The following is a 14,329-nucleotide window of genomic DNA, read 5'->3' as shown; positions in this document are numbered from 1 at the left end:
GCCAGGGATCCCTGGCTTTTCTTTTTTTTTAGACATATAGATAGGAAAAGTTTGAATTATCGTATAAAATAATAACATTATTATGTTAGTTAAGGGGTAAAAAGATGGTTCAAACAACTTATTCACAGGAAACGGTTCAAACATTAAAAAGTAAAATGATAGCAATATATGAATACTTCATTCAGCAAAATGACCTATCCAATGCTGAAAAGGTAAAACAGTTAGCAAAAAAACTTGAAAATCAAGAATTTATGATTGCATTTTGTGGTCATTTTTCGGCCGGGAAATCAACAATGATTAATCAAGTAATTGGCGAGAATTTGCTGCCGTCAAGTCCGATCCCAACAAGTGCCAATCTTGTAAAAATAAAAACAGGGGAAGAGTACGCAAAGGTATTTTTTAAACACGCAAAACCTCGGCTTTATTTGGCACCATATGATTACCAATTAGTTAAAAACTACTGCAAAGATGGTGATCAAATAAATGAAATCGAAATTAGCTATGCTGATTCTCAATTACCGATCAATACAGTAATAATGGACACTCCTGGCATCGATTCTGCAGATGATGCCCATAGGGTGGCTACGGAATCAGCCATGCATCTTGCTGATCTCATCTTTTATGTAATGGACTATAATCATGTCCAGGCTGAGTTGAATTTTTTATTTACAAAAGAGTTGGTGGAAGCCGGAAAAGAAATCTATTTAGTTATTAACCAAATTGATAAGCACAATAGTGAAGAATTGAGTTTTCAAGATTTTCAAAAAAGCGTTGTTGATTCGTTTGCAGCATGGGGGGTAAAGCCTTCACGTATTTTTTATACGTCGTTAAAGCATCCTGAACATACCTTTAACGAATTTGATGAACTGAAGCAGTTTATAGCTGACAAATTAAATCAAAAAGAACAAGCATTATTACCATCTATCTTCCACTCTTTGAAAAAAATTGCTCAAGACCATATTGAATACGTTCGTAAGGTCAATGAAGATCTGTTGCAGCCTAAAATAGAAATTTTGCATGACCTATCTGAGACAGAAAGAACGGCAATTAAAGATTCTTATCATCATATTGAAATGTCTCTTCAAACCATTTCGAAAAGCTTAGAGGATTCAGAAAAAGAATTTACAGATAAAACAGTTCAAATCATTAATAATGCCTATTTAATGCCATTTCAAACAAGATCCTTAGCAGAGTCTTTTCTAGAATCCCAACAGCGAGAATTCAAGGTTGGCTTCCTTTTTTCCAAGCAAAAGACTGAGGAAGAGAGAGCTACAAGGCTTGAAAAGCTTTATCAAGACATTTCTGACAAAACAAAGTCACAGCTTGAGTGGCATATACGAGAATATTTAATTTCTTTCATCAAACAACATCAGCTTGATCAAGGGGAACTATTGGCAAAAGCACAATCAATGACATTAGATGTTCCAGTTGAGTTATTAATCAATGCCGTAAAATCAGGTGCCCGCCTTTCCGGTGAATATGTTCTGCATTACACCGATGAATTAGCCAATGGATTGAAGAAATTGGCGAGAAACAATGTAGAGGACTTTAAGAGTTTTCTTTTTGATACCTTGAAAGAAAAGGCATCTAAATTAGAAGAACGAGAGAAACAGGAATTAACGAGAGTTGGGAAATACGTCGACGCATTTGCAGAGCTAAAAGCATTTGAAGATCAACAGGTAAGAAGGGAACAAGAGATAGAAGGACTTTTGCAGCAAATACCGTTGGAAAGAGATGATTACCAGCTTTTTAATCATGTGGAGGAAGAGTTTGAGGTTATAAAGGGGAATTTTGAAATAATTGTGGATAAACCTGAACCTGTAACGAGAAAAACATCCACCACTTTAAAAAATCAAAACTTGGAAATTCAACAAAACAATGGCCAGCAAAATAAGATGGTTGACCGACTTAAATTAGCATCAGATTCTATTATAAGTGTGCCCGGTTTTGCGAAACTTGCCAAGGAACTTGATGAAAAAGCGGAAAGATTAGCGAATAAGGGTTTTACGGTTGCATTATTTGGGGCTTTTAGTGCGGGTAAATCTTCTTTTGCAAATGCATTAATGGGCGAGAAGGTACTGCCGGTATCACCTAACCCTACAACTGCAGCAATAAATAAAATTAAGCCAATTACTGAACAATATTCGCACGGAACTGTTCTCGTTAAATTTAAAGAAAAAGACGCAATGCTGGCTGATTTGAACCGATCTTTAAAGGTCTTTGATTTAATGGCACAAGATTTTACAGATGCTTCGAGTAAAATTGACCAAGTGATGCAAAAAGGTCAAAAGGATGTTTTAGAGAAAACCCATTTTTCCTTTTTAATGGCATTTAAAAATGGCTATGAATCGCATATAGGAATGCTTGGTACAACGATTGAAACGAACCTTAATGAATTTGCTGAGTTTGTCGCTAAGGAAGAAAAATCTTGTTATGTTGAATGGATTGAGCTTTACTATGACTGTGAATTAACAAGGAAGGGAATTACCCTTGTTGATACTCCCGGAGCAGATTCCATTAATGCTAGGCATACTGGGGTAGCATTTGAATATATCAAGAATTCGGATGCAATTCTTTTTGTTACCTACTATAACCATGCTTTTTCCAAAGCAGACAGGGAATTCTTGATCCAGTTGGGCAGGGTGAAAGAGTCCTTCCAAATGGATAAAATGTTCTTTATCATCAATGCGATTGACCTTGCTGAAAATGATGAGGAACAAGAAGCTGTATCGGAATATGTTAAAGAGCAGCTTGGAAAATACGGGATCAATAAACCTCACCTTTATTCTTTATCAAGTTTACTGGCGATGAAAGAAAAAACGGAATCAAATGTTGCCTTCGATTCTGGAATGCCGGAATTTGAACAGGCATTTTATCATTTTATTTCTAGCGATTTAACTGAAATGGCTATTACCTCTGCTGGAAGCGAATTAATGCGTGTCCAAGAAATGCTAGGAAGGCTTATTCAAAGTTCGCAAGAGGATCAGTCGATAAAGGAACAAAAACGTAAGGATATCGAAATACAAAAAGTTGTGATTCGTGAGCTAGTTGAAAAGCAAATAGTTGATAATATATTAACTCGGCTACTACATGAATCAAATGAATTGGTTTATTACATTAAACGCAGAGTATTTCTTCGCTTTAGTGATTTCTTTAAAGAGTCTTTCAACCCTTCTGTTCTTCGAGATGATGGTCGCAACTTGAAAAAAGCCTTACAAACAGCTCTGGATGAATTTTTAGAAGGACTTGGTTTTGATTTTGCCCAAGAGATGAGAGCAACCACCGTCCGTTTGGACAGGTTTTTAGAAAAAGTATTATTGGAATATCAATCTATGCTCACAAGAAATTTACAAGAAATTAATCCAGATCTTTCGTTTTCTGAATTTGATATTAAACACGAAAAGGATATCGATTTTCAGTCTGCCTTTAGCAATATGGAGAAACAGATTTTTGTAAAAGCTATTTCTTATTTTAAAAACCCAAAATCCTTTTTCGAGAAAAATGAAAAGCGATTAATGAGTGAAGAACTTCAGAATATTTTAGACGGGTATGCAGACCAATATTTACAAGAAGAGTCAGCTCGCTTAAATCATCATTACACACAAGTCTTAACAAGTGAATTTAGCCGTCTATTGCATCATATGAACGAAGAAATGGATAATTTCTATTTTAGTTATTTATCAGCATTAGATGGAGGAGTCTCAGTAGAGGAATTAAAAGAAATTCAAAAGAAATTAGGCCAAAATCAATAAAAGTAAGGCAAATAGGAGGGGTTTTGCTTGAAATATGTTGTTAAAAAGGAATGGCTCTTGAAGCGTTTGGATGATCAACAGGTAAGAATTGTGGATTGCCGGTTTTCGTTAGCGAATCCTGAAAAAGGTGGATTAGAGTATCGTGAAGGTCATATCCCTGGGGCAGTTTATTTTGATCTTGAAAAAGATTGCTCAGGGACTGTAGGTGTTCATGGTGGACGGCACCCAATGCCGGATGTTGATCAATTTATCGAAAAGCTTGAAAAAGCAGGTATTGATGAAAATACATTAGTTATTGCTTACGATAACGGTGATGGACCATATGCCGCACGATTTTGGTGGCTCCTACGTTATTTCGGTCATGAAAAAGCGTATGTCCTTAATGGAGGTATTAAGGAATGGGTGAACGCGAGTTATCCGACTACAACCAAAATTCCTTTCTTTGAAAAAACAAAATTTAATGCAAGCATCGATTCGGACTTGTTGGCTACAATGGAAGAAGTGAAAGAAGTTGTAATGCAACAGCAAGATCATGTTATTTTAATTGATTCTCGTGAACAGAAACGATATTTAGGAATTGAAGAGCCGATAGATAAAAAAGCTGGACATATCCCTGGGGCTGTTAATAAGCCTTGGATGGAAGGTTTAAGGGACGGCCATATTAAATCAGCTGAGGAACAGATGGAAAGATTTGCTGATATTGACCGGGAGAAGCAGCTGATTGTTTATTGTGGTTCTGGGGTTACGGCTGTGCCTAATTTCTTATCACTAAAAGAGGCTGGATTTGAAAAAGTTAAGCTATATGTCGGCAGCTTTAGCGACTGGATTTCCTATGAGGATAACGAAATAGAGTAAATTTAGGGCCCGATTTATGTTATAATAACCAAACGTGTTGTTTTAGGAAACACGGAAAAAGGAGGTCTAACATGGATAACCAAAAGCCTTCGTTAATGCTTGTTGACGGGATGGCTCTGTTATTCCGCGCTTATTACGCAACGGCGGTTACAGGGCAATTTATGATAAATTCAAAAGGGATACCAACGAATGGAATTTACGGTTTTGTAAAGCATCTATTTACCGCAATACAATCGTTTAAGCCATCCCATTTAGCTGTATGTTGGGATATGGGAAGTAAAACATTTCGAACAGAAATGTTTGCCGATTATAAAGGAAATCGTGGTGAGGCTCCAACTGAATTAATTCCGCAATTCGATTTAGTCAAAGAGGTTGTCGCTTCATTCGATATTCCAAATATCGGTTTGGCAGGTTTCGAAGCAGATGATTGCATTGGTACCATTGCCAATCAAATGAAGGATTATGTGAATGTGTACATTTTGACCGGTGATCAAGATATCCTTCAGCTTCTTGATGAAAGGGTATCTGTTATTTTGCTGAAAAAAGGATTCGGCAATTACCATGTGCACACACCAAAAACATTCTTTGAAGAAAAAGGAATTATGCCACGACAAATGATCGACCTAAAAGCTTTGATGGGGGATCCAAGTGATAATTACCCTGGTGTGAAGGGAATTGGTGAAAAGACTGCTCTGAAGCTATTAAAGGAATTTGAGCATGTAGAGGGAATTATTGCAAATATTGATCGGCTTTCCAAATCAAATAAATCAAAAATTGAGCAGGATTTAGAAATGCTTCATTTATCACGTAAGCTAGCAGAAATTAAATGCGATGTTCCAGTCCGCTGTGAGCTAGAACAGGCTGGCCTAAGGATTGAAAGAGATAAAGCACTTGCAAAATTAATGGATATAGAGCTGCGAGGCAGCCAGAGTCTGCTTCCTCTTGATGAAGCGTTTGTTTCGTAAACCGATTCCTAATTCAAAACGTAAAACATAAGGGCTGTCCCCAAGGGATAGCCCGTTTTTTATATATAGGTCGTGACATTTTCTTATTTTGTATTTTTCTTTTTAGCGGCATTTTCAAGTTTACTCTTTGGCTCTGCAGCAAATTCCGCATCCTGCCCATATCCTTGAGGAGTGGCACTAGGAGCTTTAACGCCGCGGTTTTTAGGTGCATCTTTGCTCAACATCTTCACCTCCAGTCCAGTTAGTATTTCCATTTCGATGAGTAAAAATCAAAATTTTTTCATACTAGAGCGGAGGGGGAAAATGAATATATTTACAAAAAGTATAGAAACTGGTCACATTTTACGTTAAGATTTTAAATGATGTTCTTGATTGTTTGGAGGGAATTCATATTGGTATGGACAGTTGAGGAATACTTGCATTACTTGAAAGGAAAAGGGTTTCAATTTGAAGAGGATGCCATTGGTTTTATCTACTTTGGAAAGCATTATACAAATGCCTCTAATGAATTAATTAATACTGCCATTGAACTAACATTAAAAGCACAAAAAAACTTTGATGGCAGTTTTTATATGTCATTGCTTGAAACATTTATGTCAAATGAAATCATAACTAGACAACAAGCACTAAAGTTCATCAAAGAAAATGAGCTTATAGCAATTTAAATAAAAGAAAACGCCCTGGTCTACGCTTATCAAGACCTAATTTTTAAAAACACTAAAAAAATAAAGGTATTTACAAATTAGAGATATGCAAATACCCAGATTGTCGAGAAATGGTATTTTTCTCGGCAATTTTTTATTTTGTCGCGAACTAAAATACCGATTTTTATTAACTCATTGTCAATGCTAGTTGGCCTGTTGATTGGAGCGGAAGGTGCTCGACTCCTCGAAAATGCTATCGCATTTCCTTCGTGCGTGGGCGGATTCAAGGATGTAATTCAATGTCCTGCGGGAGACCCCGCAGGCGCTAAAGCGCTGAGGAGGCTCCCCGGCACGCCCGCGGAAAGCGAAGCACCTTCCACGCCAATCAACTGTGGCAAAATCAACGATAAGATTTAACACAGCCTTTTCAAAAAGAGCCGATTTTCAAATTAGTATTTCATTTGCATAATACCGCTTAGTATTGCGAATATGCCTATTCCTATAGTAATCAAGCTGACAGTTTTTAATTTCTTTTTGGATGATTTACGGAAATATAATAAAAGTCCTAATAAAGCTAAAAGAATGCCTATTATTATACTAGATCGGTAAAATAGCGGGGCGAGGTTTTCAAGAGTATAATCTATTGCATTTTCTATTTTTTGTTCCATACTTGCTATACCTCCATGTAGTTAATCTTTCTTGTCATTATGTTGATGACGATAACACTTATAAAAACAAGAATGATTGTAAAAATAATGATGGGACTATCCGAAGAAATAGTACCTACCACGATGTTACTTAGAAGAGAGCAAAGTAAGACTGAGGATATAATAGTAGTTGGAATAGACTTTTTTATAAAGCCGATTGCCATAGCAATAATACCAACAGCTATAGCAGAAATAGACATATAAAATGTGGTTTTGGCAGCCCTACTTATTATTCCAAAAGTGATGTTTCCATCTACCAATGGGGAAATGGATTCACTAATACCAAAAATAATAAATATACTGATGCTAGAGATGATCATTGCAGCTGCTACAAACAGTGAAACCACAGCGATCTTTGCCAGAAAAACCTTTTTTCTGCTGATAGGGTATGAGAATAGTAGTAAGGTCCGTTTCCCAGCATATTCTTCAATTACTATTTTTGAAAACATAGCAGATGATAATAAGCTGAAAGCAAACATACAGATTGTGCTAAATAGTGGTATGATATTTTCATATCCTGCAAACATTTTTAAATCTTGGTCTTTTGGCTCAATATGTGGAGCATAGGCGAAAAGATAAATAAATCCCAACATACAGATTCCTATAATAAAGGCTGAAATGATGTATGTACGAATATTGGTCTTTTTCAATTCAAGTTTCAATAAGTTAAGCATTTTGTTTCATTCCTCCATTCACAATATTAAAAAAATATTCTTCTAAACCTTCTGCAAAATCCTTTTCGATAGTGGATAACTCTATTTCTTCAACAATGCTTCCATCTGCTATAATTCCGATGACATCTGCGATATGTTCGATTTCACTTAAAATGTGGCTGGAAACAAGTACAGTCATATCATGTATTTTTACAAGGTCTTGAAAAAGCTTCCTCATTTCACGGATTCCCACTGGATCTAGCCCGTTAATCGGCTCATCCAAAATCAAAAGTTTTGGCTGATGGATGATTGCTCTTGCAATCCCTAAACGCTGACGCATACCCAAAGAAAATTCAGAAACAGGTTGATTGCCAATATCATGTAACCCAACTATTCCTAATGTTTTTTGAATATCTGTATTTTGAATACCCATATAGGAAAGATGAATTTCTAAATTTTCAATAGCGGATAAATGTTCATAAAAAATGGGAGTTTCTATCATGCTTCCTACATTCCTTAAAATACTATTTTTATCAACTTGAATATCCTTGCCGAAAATCTCTATGTGTCCGGCAGTGGGCTGAAGTAATCCCATTAGCATTTTAAAAATGGTAGTTTTTCCAGCTCCATTTACACCCAACAGGCCGTAAACGCTTCCTTTTGAAACGGTCATGTTACAATTCTTTATGACTTCTTTTTGATTGAAGGTTTTGACTAATCCAGATATTTTTACAGAAGTTTCATTTTCCATGTCGAATTCCTCCTAAAATGTTTACATACATATATATGTATGTAAATGTGTAAAAGCAAACCGCCCAATGGCAGTCCACTCAGAAATCTAAAATATTTTTATAAATTTTTCAAGGGTAGCAAGTATCTGGTCATCGATCACTGGAAGCCCGATACCATTAAATAATTCTTGTAAATGTTTTGCTTTTAGTAAATATTCTTCCGTATCCACTGAATAGATAATAGGGCTTAACCAAATATTGGTCAGCAGCATAAATGTTTCAGATGTCTGCTTAGGATATTGAACAGAAATAGAACCATCTAAAACACCTTCTTCGATAAAGGCTAGAATATCAGGAGCTCCTAAATGGATACAGTCCTGTAATTGTTTGGCGATTAATTTTGGGTTGTTTAGAATCGTTGGGATCGTTTTGACAGCTTCTAACTGCCCAATATTTTCAAATGATAGTAAAAATGCCATTCTCAACTTTTCCAGTCCGTTTAATCCAGAGATATTTTTAGCTTTTTTGAACGGGTCGTTGTCTACTGCCAGCTGATTGAGAACAGCGTCAATAATATCCTCTTTAGATTTAAAATGATGGTAAAATGCACCTCTTGTTAAATCGCCTAATTCATCTACAATATTCTGAATGGTTGTTTCTTCCCATCCCTTTTCTAAAAACAACTTTGTTGCTGTATCCAAAATTCGTTTTTCCGTAATTTCTGGATATTTATTTCTTGGCAAGATGCTATCCTCCTTACATACATTTATATGTATGTATAATATCTCTTATTTAATTATTTGTAAAGTATTCCAGTTGAATTATGGTATTTTATTAATAACAGGGGTCTAGGTCACTCCTGAACACAATGAAAGAAAAAAGAGGATATACGCCCTCTCATTGGACATAGTATCCTCTTCTAATTATAGTTAATTTTATTTAGGGAGTTTTTATGTCTTTAATGCTTTTCCTTTTTCTTAGAAATGAAAGATTAGTTATCGGAAGTTCTGCAAACACCATTCCCAAGAAGATGAGGCAACAACCAAATAGTGCATTTGAGGAAAGGCGTTCATGTGCCCAAAAATACCCTGCAATTGCTGCAAACACCGGCTCCATTGCGAAAATTAAAGCAACTCTTGTCGCTGATGTATATTTTTGAAAATTAGTTTGAACAAAAAAGGCAATTGCTGTTGCAAAAATACTAGTAATAAACAAGGCGAATAAAACATCATTAGAAAACAAAATTTTTGGATTAAACGACTTTTCCCAATCCTCAAACAGGAAAGAAAAAATGACTGACAAGACTGCTACAGTACCAATTTGAATAACAGTTAATAGTAATGTCGGGTATTTGCTGCTATATTTACCTGTAAAAATAATTTGCAGTGCAAAAAATATAGCGCAAAGAAATACCCATCCGTCACCTTTATTTAGTGAGGTTACATCTGTCATTGTAAGCAAAAATAAGCCAATGGTTGCAATTATAATTCCAATTACAGCATTTCTGTTTGGATACTGCTTAAGAATAAATAGAGAAAATACTGGAACTAGAACAACGTTGAGCCCAGTAATAAACCCTGCTTTAGAAGTAGTTGTATAGATTAGTCCAATGGTCTGAGTTATATAACCGAGAAATAGCCAAATTCCGAGGAACATACCTGCTAAAACTAATTTCCTATTTATTTGCTTAAGTTGCTTCTTGTCAAAAATGATAAGGCATAGAAATAGTAAAACAGCAGCAATTGAAAAACGGATTCCATTAAAGGATATTGGTGCGAGAAAATCTATGGCATTTTGGACTAAAACAAATGACAGTCCCCAAATGACCGTAACAATCAGTAAACTAAAATCTGCAAGGATTGGTTTTTTCACGTTGTAAGCCCCCAGCTTTCTAACAAAATAAGGATGTATTGAAAGTTTAGCATATTTTAAAATTGTCATGCAGAAAATTTTTTATTTTAACACGAATGAATAAGTGGGTATGATAAAAATAAGGAATAAAAAAATATACTTTTCAATATTCAAGTTGGCACTAAATATAGAAGAGAATAAACATGAAAGGCTGAAAATAATGAAATATAAATTGGAATGGAAGTACAAAATAAAAGGAAGCGAAAAGGTTCAGGTTTCAACCGAATGGGTATCTGGGGAAGTGGCACTCCAAATGGGTGAAGAACTAGAAAAACAGGGGAACATAACCGAATTATTTTTTTATGATGAAATTGGCACTTCCTGGATTCTGAAGGAATTGAAAAAGTTAGTAGTCGAAATAGAAGAAGATCCTCATGAAATGATCGTTTATTTTGATGGGGGATTTCAAAAGGAAACAAATAAAGCAGGACTTGGAGCCGTTGTTTTTTTTAAGCAAGGAAAGAAGAAATACCGAATTCGAGCCAACGAATCTTTTGATGAACTCGAATCAAATAATGAAGCGGAATATGCCGCATTATATTATGCGCTAAATATAATTGAGGACTTAGGCGTCCAACATATTCCGTGTGAATTTAAAGGAGACTCACAAGGGATTTTAAAGCAGCTCGAAGGGGAATGGCCATGCTATGAAGATGTGTTAAATCGGTGGCTTGATAGAATTGAAGAAAAAATAAAGGCCCTTGGGATTAAGCCCAAATTTACGGTCATTCCAAGAAAAGATAATAAAGAAGCGGATAAATTGGCGACCCAGGCATTAGAGGGAAAAGAAATTTTCGCTAAAACATTAATCCTATGAAAAGAGGGGTGCAATCTTTTTGTGAAAAACATGATTAGAAGGGAATTATTGGATCATGTGGAAGTGTTGATGAATATGTACTGTGAGGAATGCTTTTTACATAAGCATTTAAAAAAAGAAGGTGGTAGAAGAGTAGCACACCGCTTTTGCATCACACAATGTACTATCGGAGAAAAACTTCAGGAATATGGGAAAAAGCTTAACTAAAGTAAAAAGGCTGACGTCAAATCGTCAGCCTTTGATTTATAAGATTAAAGTTTTGCAACGTTTGCAGCTTGAGGTCCACGGTTTCCTTCAACGATTTCAAAAGAAACTTCTTGACCTTCTTCTAGTGATTTAAAGCCATCACCTGTAATTGCGCTGAAATGTACGAATACATCGTCGCCGCCTTCAACTTCGATAAAACCGAAACCCTTTTCATTATTAAACCATTTAACTTTACCGTTTTGCATTTACTACTTCCTCCTAAGCCTTTAAGACACCCCTATATTAGATGCCAATGGTAAATATTATCATGAATCAATCAGATTTTTTTTTTGAATTCGATTTCATACATGATGTATTAAATATACAATAACCGAATTGGACAGTCAAGGAATGGTGAAGATTTTTAGTTTAAACTATCTGAAACTTCTATTTCAAATCTTTTCCCTTTTTCTTTAGAATAGGCTGTGATAAATTTGCCTGTTGATTTCCGCTCCAGGCGCTTCGCTTTCCGCGGGCGGTCCGGGGAGCCTCCTCGGCGCTTAAGCGCCTGAAGGGTCTCCCCTGCTCCGTACTCCCGCAGGACATTGAATCAGCTTCTTCGAATCTACACCGCACGAAGGAAATGCGATAGCATTTTCGAGGATCTCGCACCTTCCGCTCCAATCAACATAGTTACAAAATCAACAATAACCTTTAACACAGCCTTAGAATAATATTATTCAATAAGCTTTGTACTAAATCTGACAAAAATTCTGAAAATTAGATAAGGAATGTTTGCTAAAATGAAGGTGTAACTATTATTTCTATCCCAATAAATGCTCAATTTAAATACTTTTATCATTCTACTTTTCATTTAATGAAGATAGCGAGTAAAATGTAATCTGGACGTTTTTTTAAAAAGGGTGTTTTTTTATATGAAATTAATCATTGCCGAAAAACCGGACCAAGGGTCTACATTGGCCTCCATCTTTAAACATAAAAAACAAAATGGTTTCATTGAAATTTTTCCTAATGATGTTTTTAATAAGGGAGCGTATGTGACATGGGCTATTGGACATTTATGTCAACTTGTCCCTCCTGAAAAGTATCAGCCAAGTTGGAAAAAGTGGTCATTTGATACTCTTCCTATGATACCGGCACATTTCGAATATGAAGTAACAAAAGATAAACTAAAACAGTTTGCAGTCATTAAAAAATTAGCTTCTCATTCTGAGGTATCTGAAATCATTCATGCTGGCGATGCTGGTCGGGAAGGAGAATTAATTATTCGGAATATCCTCCGTTTAATTCATTGTAAAAAACCAATGAAAAGGCTTTGGATTTCTTCACTAACTCCTAATGCCATTAGAGAAGGATTTAAAAAACTGTTAGAAGAAAGTGAGACCAGGAGCCTGTTTTTTGAAGCATATACGAGAGCATGCGCTGACTGGGTCGTTGGTATGAACGCTTCACGTCTTTATAGCTTGCTATTGAAGGAGCAAGGCTTTGCGGATGTCTTTTCCGTAGGACGTGTGCAAACCCCTACACTTGCCCTTATTGTGAAAAGGGAATTAGAGATTGAGAATTTTAAGGCTGAGCCGTTTTGGGAAGTGGTGGCATCTTTCTCAATAAACAGCAAAAAATATTCTGGAAAATGGCAGAATAATGGCGAATCGCGAGTGTCAACGAAAGATTTAGCAGAAAAAGTGGCCGAATTTTGCAAAGGTAAGCCGGCGGAGGTTTCCGACGTTCTATCTGAGAGAAAAGAATTTTTTCCTCCGTTGCTTTACAATCTGTCGGCACTTCAAGCAGATGCAAATAGACTCTTTAAATTCTCTCCCCAAAAAACGCTTGATGTAACGCAAAAACTTTATCAAAAAGGACATGTCTCATACCCACGTTCAGATTCTCGTTATGTGACAATTGAAGAAGCCAATACATTTCCTGAGATTCTTAATAAAATGAGTAAACTTAATAGTTATGCATCATTTTTCCCTCTGCCAATTCCTTCGATCTCACATAACAAGCGCTATGTGAATGAAAAAAAGGTAACGGACCACTATGCCATTATTCCGACTGAACAAATACCGAATTTTGATAAAATGGGGGCCGAGGAACAGAAAATCTATGATTTGATTGTGAAAAGCTTAATTGCTGCGCACTATCAAAAAGCAATTGTTGAATATACAACTGTCACAACTCTGGTTGATGGGCGAGCAACCTTTATTTCCAAGGGAAAAGTTCAAATTGAAGATGGATGGAGGAAAGTGATCCATCAAAAAGACAATGACGATGAAACCGCACTTCCTCTGCTTACAAAAGATGAAAAAGGACAGACTTTAAAAGTGGATGTAAAAGAAAGCCAAACCCAGCCCCCTAAGCGGTACACAGAAGGACAACTCATTACAGTCATGAAAACGGCAGGGAAACATATTGAAGATAAAGAATTAGAAAAAATTCTTTCCAAAACAGAGGGGCTTGGAACAGAGGCAACAAGGGCCGGAATTATTACCATGCTCAAGGATCGGAAATATATTGAAGTAAGCAAGAATTTAGTTTATGCGACCTCAAAAGCAAAAATATTGATAAAGGCGATTGGTGACGAAATTCTTGCCTCCCCAGAAATGACGGCGAAATGGGAGCAGAAGCTAAAGGAAATATCGGATGGTGCCGCTTCTCCAAAGAATTTTATGGAACAAACGGAAAAAATGGTTCACCATTTAATTGCGATTGGGAAAGATCATGCCTCAAGCTGGGACTTTTCCGAGAAAGAAAGACAAGAGTTCACCCCCGCAAAGCAAAGTCCAAAGAAAAAAGCATTTACTAAACTAGGACCTTGTAAGAAATGTGACGGTTCAATTGTTGACAAGGGGAATTTTTATGGCTGCACGAATTATCAAAAAAACCATTGTAATTTTACGATTTCAAAAAAAATATTAGGAAAAAATATCACGCAAAAAAATATCAAGTTACTGCTAAATGAAGGAAAGACCGAATTGATTGAAGGGTTTACAAAAAATGATAAGGTCTTTAATGCCCGGTTGATTATCGATGAAAATGAAAAAATAGTTCGGTTTTTATTTGAAACTACATCTTTAAATTGATGTT

Annotated in this window: 14 protein-coding genes; 7 read left to right on the top strand and 7 right to left on the bottom strand. The window is 36.0% G+C overall.

From position 1 onward, the window contains the following. The first annotated feature begins 104 nt into the window (after positions 1–104). The 3 genes from BN1082_RS18845 (at position 105) to BN1082_RS18835 (ending at position 5,572) form a co-directional block, all read left to right on the top strand. The gene (locus BN1082_RS18845; RefSeq protein ID WP_090636991.1) at positions 105–3,752 is read left to right on the top strand and encodes a dynamin family protein; all 3,648 of its coding nucleotides are present in this window, start codon (positions 105–107) and stop codon (positions 3,750–3,752) included. Positions 3,753–3,779: 27 nt separating this feature from the next. Then, positions 3,780–4,607, top strand: a complete 828-nt coding sequence (locus tag BN1082_RS18840; RefSeq protein ID WP_090636989.1) for a sulfurtransferase — start codon at positions 3,780–3,782, stop codon at positions 4,605–4,607. A 71-nt stretch (positions 4,608–4,678) separates the two neighbouring features. Beyond that, positions 4,679–5,572 (top strand): 5'-3' exonuclease, encoded by an 894-nt coding sequence (locus BN1082_RS18835; RefSeq protein WP_090636987.1) that lies wholly within the window; start codon positions 4,679–4,681, stop codon positions 5,570–5,572. Between the two features lie 83 nt (positions 5,573–5,655). Here BN1082_RS18835 and sspL read toward each other — a convergent pair whose 3' ends face one another. Beyond that, complete coding sequence (gene sspL / locus BN1082_RS18830) at positions 5,656–5,796, bottom strand: small, acid-soluble spore protein L (protein ID WP_425412206.1); 141 nt, start codon at positions 5,794–5,796, stop codon at positions 5,656–5,658. A gap of 138 nt (positions 5,797–5,934) precedes the next feature. Here sspL and BN1082_RS18825 point away from each other — a divergent pair, with 138 nt between their 5' ends. Beyond that, positions 5,935–6,237 carry a DUF6123 family protein gene (locus BN1082_RS18825; protein ID WP_090636985.1) on the top strand — a complete coding sequence of 101 codons (303 nt, stop codon included), beginning with the start codon at positions 5,935–5,937 and terminating at the stop codon, positions 6,235–6,237. Positions 6,238–6,665: 428 nt separating this feature from the next. On the opposite strand, the gene BN1082_RS18820 is transcribed toward BN1082_RS18825, so the two are convergent. The 5 genes from BN1082_RS18820 to BN1082_RS18800 form a co-directional block, all read right to left on the bottom strand. Continuing rightward, entirely contained in the window at positions 6,666–6,884 is a 219-nt protein-coding gene (locus BN1082_RS18820) for a hypothetical protein (RefSeq protein WP_090636983.1), read from the bottom strand. A 5-nt stretch (positions 6,885–6,889) separates the two neighbouring features. Then, a complete protein-coding gene (locus BN1082_RS18815; protein ID WP_090636981.1) occupies positions 6,890–7,597 on the bottom strand; it encodes an ABC transporter permease in 708 nt (235 codons plus the stop codon). Further along, positions 7,590–8,327, bottom strand: coding sequence for an ABC transporter ATP-binding protein (locus tag BN1082_RS18810; protein ID WP_090636979.1), 738 nt, complete (start codon positions 8,325–8,327; stop codon positions 7,590–7,592). Before BN1082_RS18810 ends, BN1082_RS18815 begins: the two co-directional genes overlap by 8 nt. Positions 8,328–8,414: 87 nt before the next feature. Continuing rightward, positions 8,415–9,050 carry a TetR/AcrR family transcriptional regulator gene (locus BN1082_RS18805; protein WP_090636977.1) on the bottom strand — a complete coding sequence of 212 codons (636 nt, stop codon included), beginning with the start codon at positions 9,048–9,050 and terminating at the stop codon, positions 8,415–8,417. Between the two features lie 196 nt (positions 9,051–9,246). After that, positions 9,247–10,179 (bottom strand): DMT family transporter, encoded by a 933-nt coding sequence (locus BN1082_RS18800; RefSeq protein WP_090636975.1) that lies wholly within the window; start codon positions 10,177–10,179, stop codon positions 9,247–9,249. A gap of 199 nt (positions 10,180–10,378) precedes the next feature. Between BN1082_RS18800 and BN1082_RS18795 the strand changes: the two genes are divergently transcribed. Continuing rightward, complete coding sequence (locus BN1082_RS18795) at positions 10,379–11,035, top strand: reverse transcriptase-like protein (protein ID WP_090636973.1); 657 nt, start codon at positions 10,379–10,381, stop codon at positions 11,033–11,035. Positions 11,036–11,065: 30 nt separating this feature from the next. Next, positions 11,066–11,242, top strand: a complete 177-nt coding sequence (locus BN1082_RS18790) for a zinc-finger domain-containing protein (RefSeq protein WP_090638416.1) — start codon at positions 11,066–11,068, stop codon at positions 11,240–11,242. Between the two features lie 44 nt (positions 11,243–11,286). On the opposite strand, the gene cspD is transcribed toward BN1082_RS18790, so the two are convergent. Continuing rightward, positions 11,287–11,487 carry a cold-shock protein CspD gene (cspD, locus tag BN1082_RS18785; RefSeq protein WP_090636971.1) on the bottom strand — a complete coding sequence of 67 codons (201 nt, stop codon included), beginning with the start codon at positions 11,485–11,487 and terminating at the stop codon, positions 11,287–11,289. A 669-nt stretch (positions 11,488–12,156) separates the two neighbouring features. On the opposite strand from cspD, the gene BN1082_RS18780 reads away from it, so the two are divergent. After that, positions 12,157–14,325, top strand: a complete 2,169-nt coding sequence (locus tag BN1082_RS18780) for a DNA topoisomerase III (protein ID WP_090636968.1) — start codon at positions 12,157–12,159, stop codon at positions 14,323–14,325. The last annotated feature ends 4 nt before the right edge of the window (positions 14,326–14,329 follow it).

This window comes from Neobacillus massiliamazoniensis (assembly GCF_001048695.1).
Taxonomy (GTDB): domain Bacteria; phylum Bacillota; class Bacilli; order Bacillales; family Cytobacillaceae; genus Neobacillus; species Neobacillus massiliamazoniensis.
The sequence above is the reverse complement of the archived record's forward strand: the minus strand, read 5'-3'. Positions and strand labels throughout refer to the sequence as shown.

Bases quoted from the DNA above. Each gene is read 5' to 3' on its own strand.
- BN1082_RS18845 (WP_090636991.1), top strand. From the start codon at position 105: ATGGTTCAAACAACTTATTCACAGGAAACGGTTCAAACATTAAAAAGT.
- BN1082_RS18835 (WP_090636987.1), top strand. From the start codon at position 4,679: ATGGATAACCAAAAGCCTTCGTTAATGCTTGTTGACGGGATGGCTCTG.
- sspL (WP_425412206.1), bottom strand. From the start codon at position 5,796: ATGTTGAGCAAAGATGCACCTAAAAACCGCGGCGTTAAAGCTCCTAGT.
- BN1082_RS18825 (WP_090636985.1), top strand. From the start codon at position 5,935: ATGTTCTTGATTGTTTGGAGGGAATTCATATTGGTATGGACAGTTGAG.
- BN1082_RS18820 (WP_090636983.1), bottom strand. From the start codon at position 6,884: ATGGAACAAAAAATAGAAAATGCAATAGATTATACTCTTGAAAACCTC.
- BN1082_RS18815 (WP_090636981.1), bottom strand. From the start codon at position 7,597: ATGCTTAACTTATTGAAACTTGAATTGAAAAAGACCAATATTCGTACA.
- BN1082_RS18810 (WP_090636979.1), bottom strand. From the start codon at position 8,327: ATGGAAAATGAAACTTCTGTAAAAATATCTGGATTAGTCAAAACCTTC.
- BN1082_RS18795 (WP_090636973.1), top strand. From the start codon at position 10,379: ATGAAATATAAATTGGAATGGAAGTACAAAATAAAAGGAAGCGAAAAG.
- BN1082_RS18790 (WP_090638416.1), top strand. From the start codon at position 11,066: ATGATTAGAAGGGAATTATTGGATCATGTGGAAGTGTTGATGAATATG.
- cspD (WP_090636971.1), bottom strand. From the start codon at position 11,487: ATGCAAAACGGTAAAGTTAAATGGTTTAATAATGAAAAGGGTTTCGGT.
- BN1082_RS18780 (WP_090636968.1), top strand. From the start codon at position 12,157: ATGAAATTAATCATTGCCGAAAAACCGGACCAAGGGTCTACATTGGCC.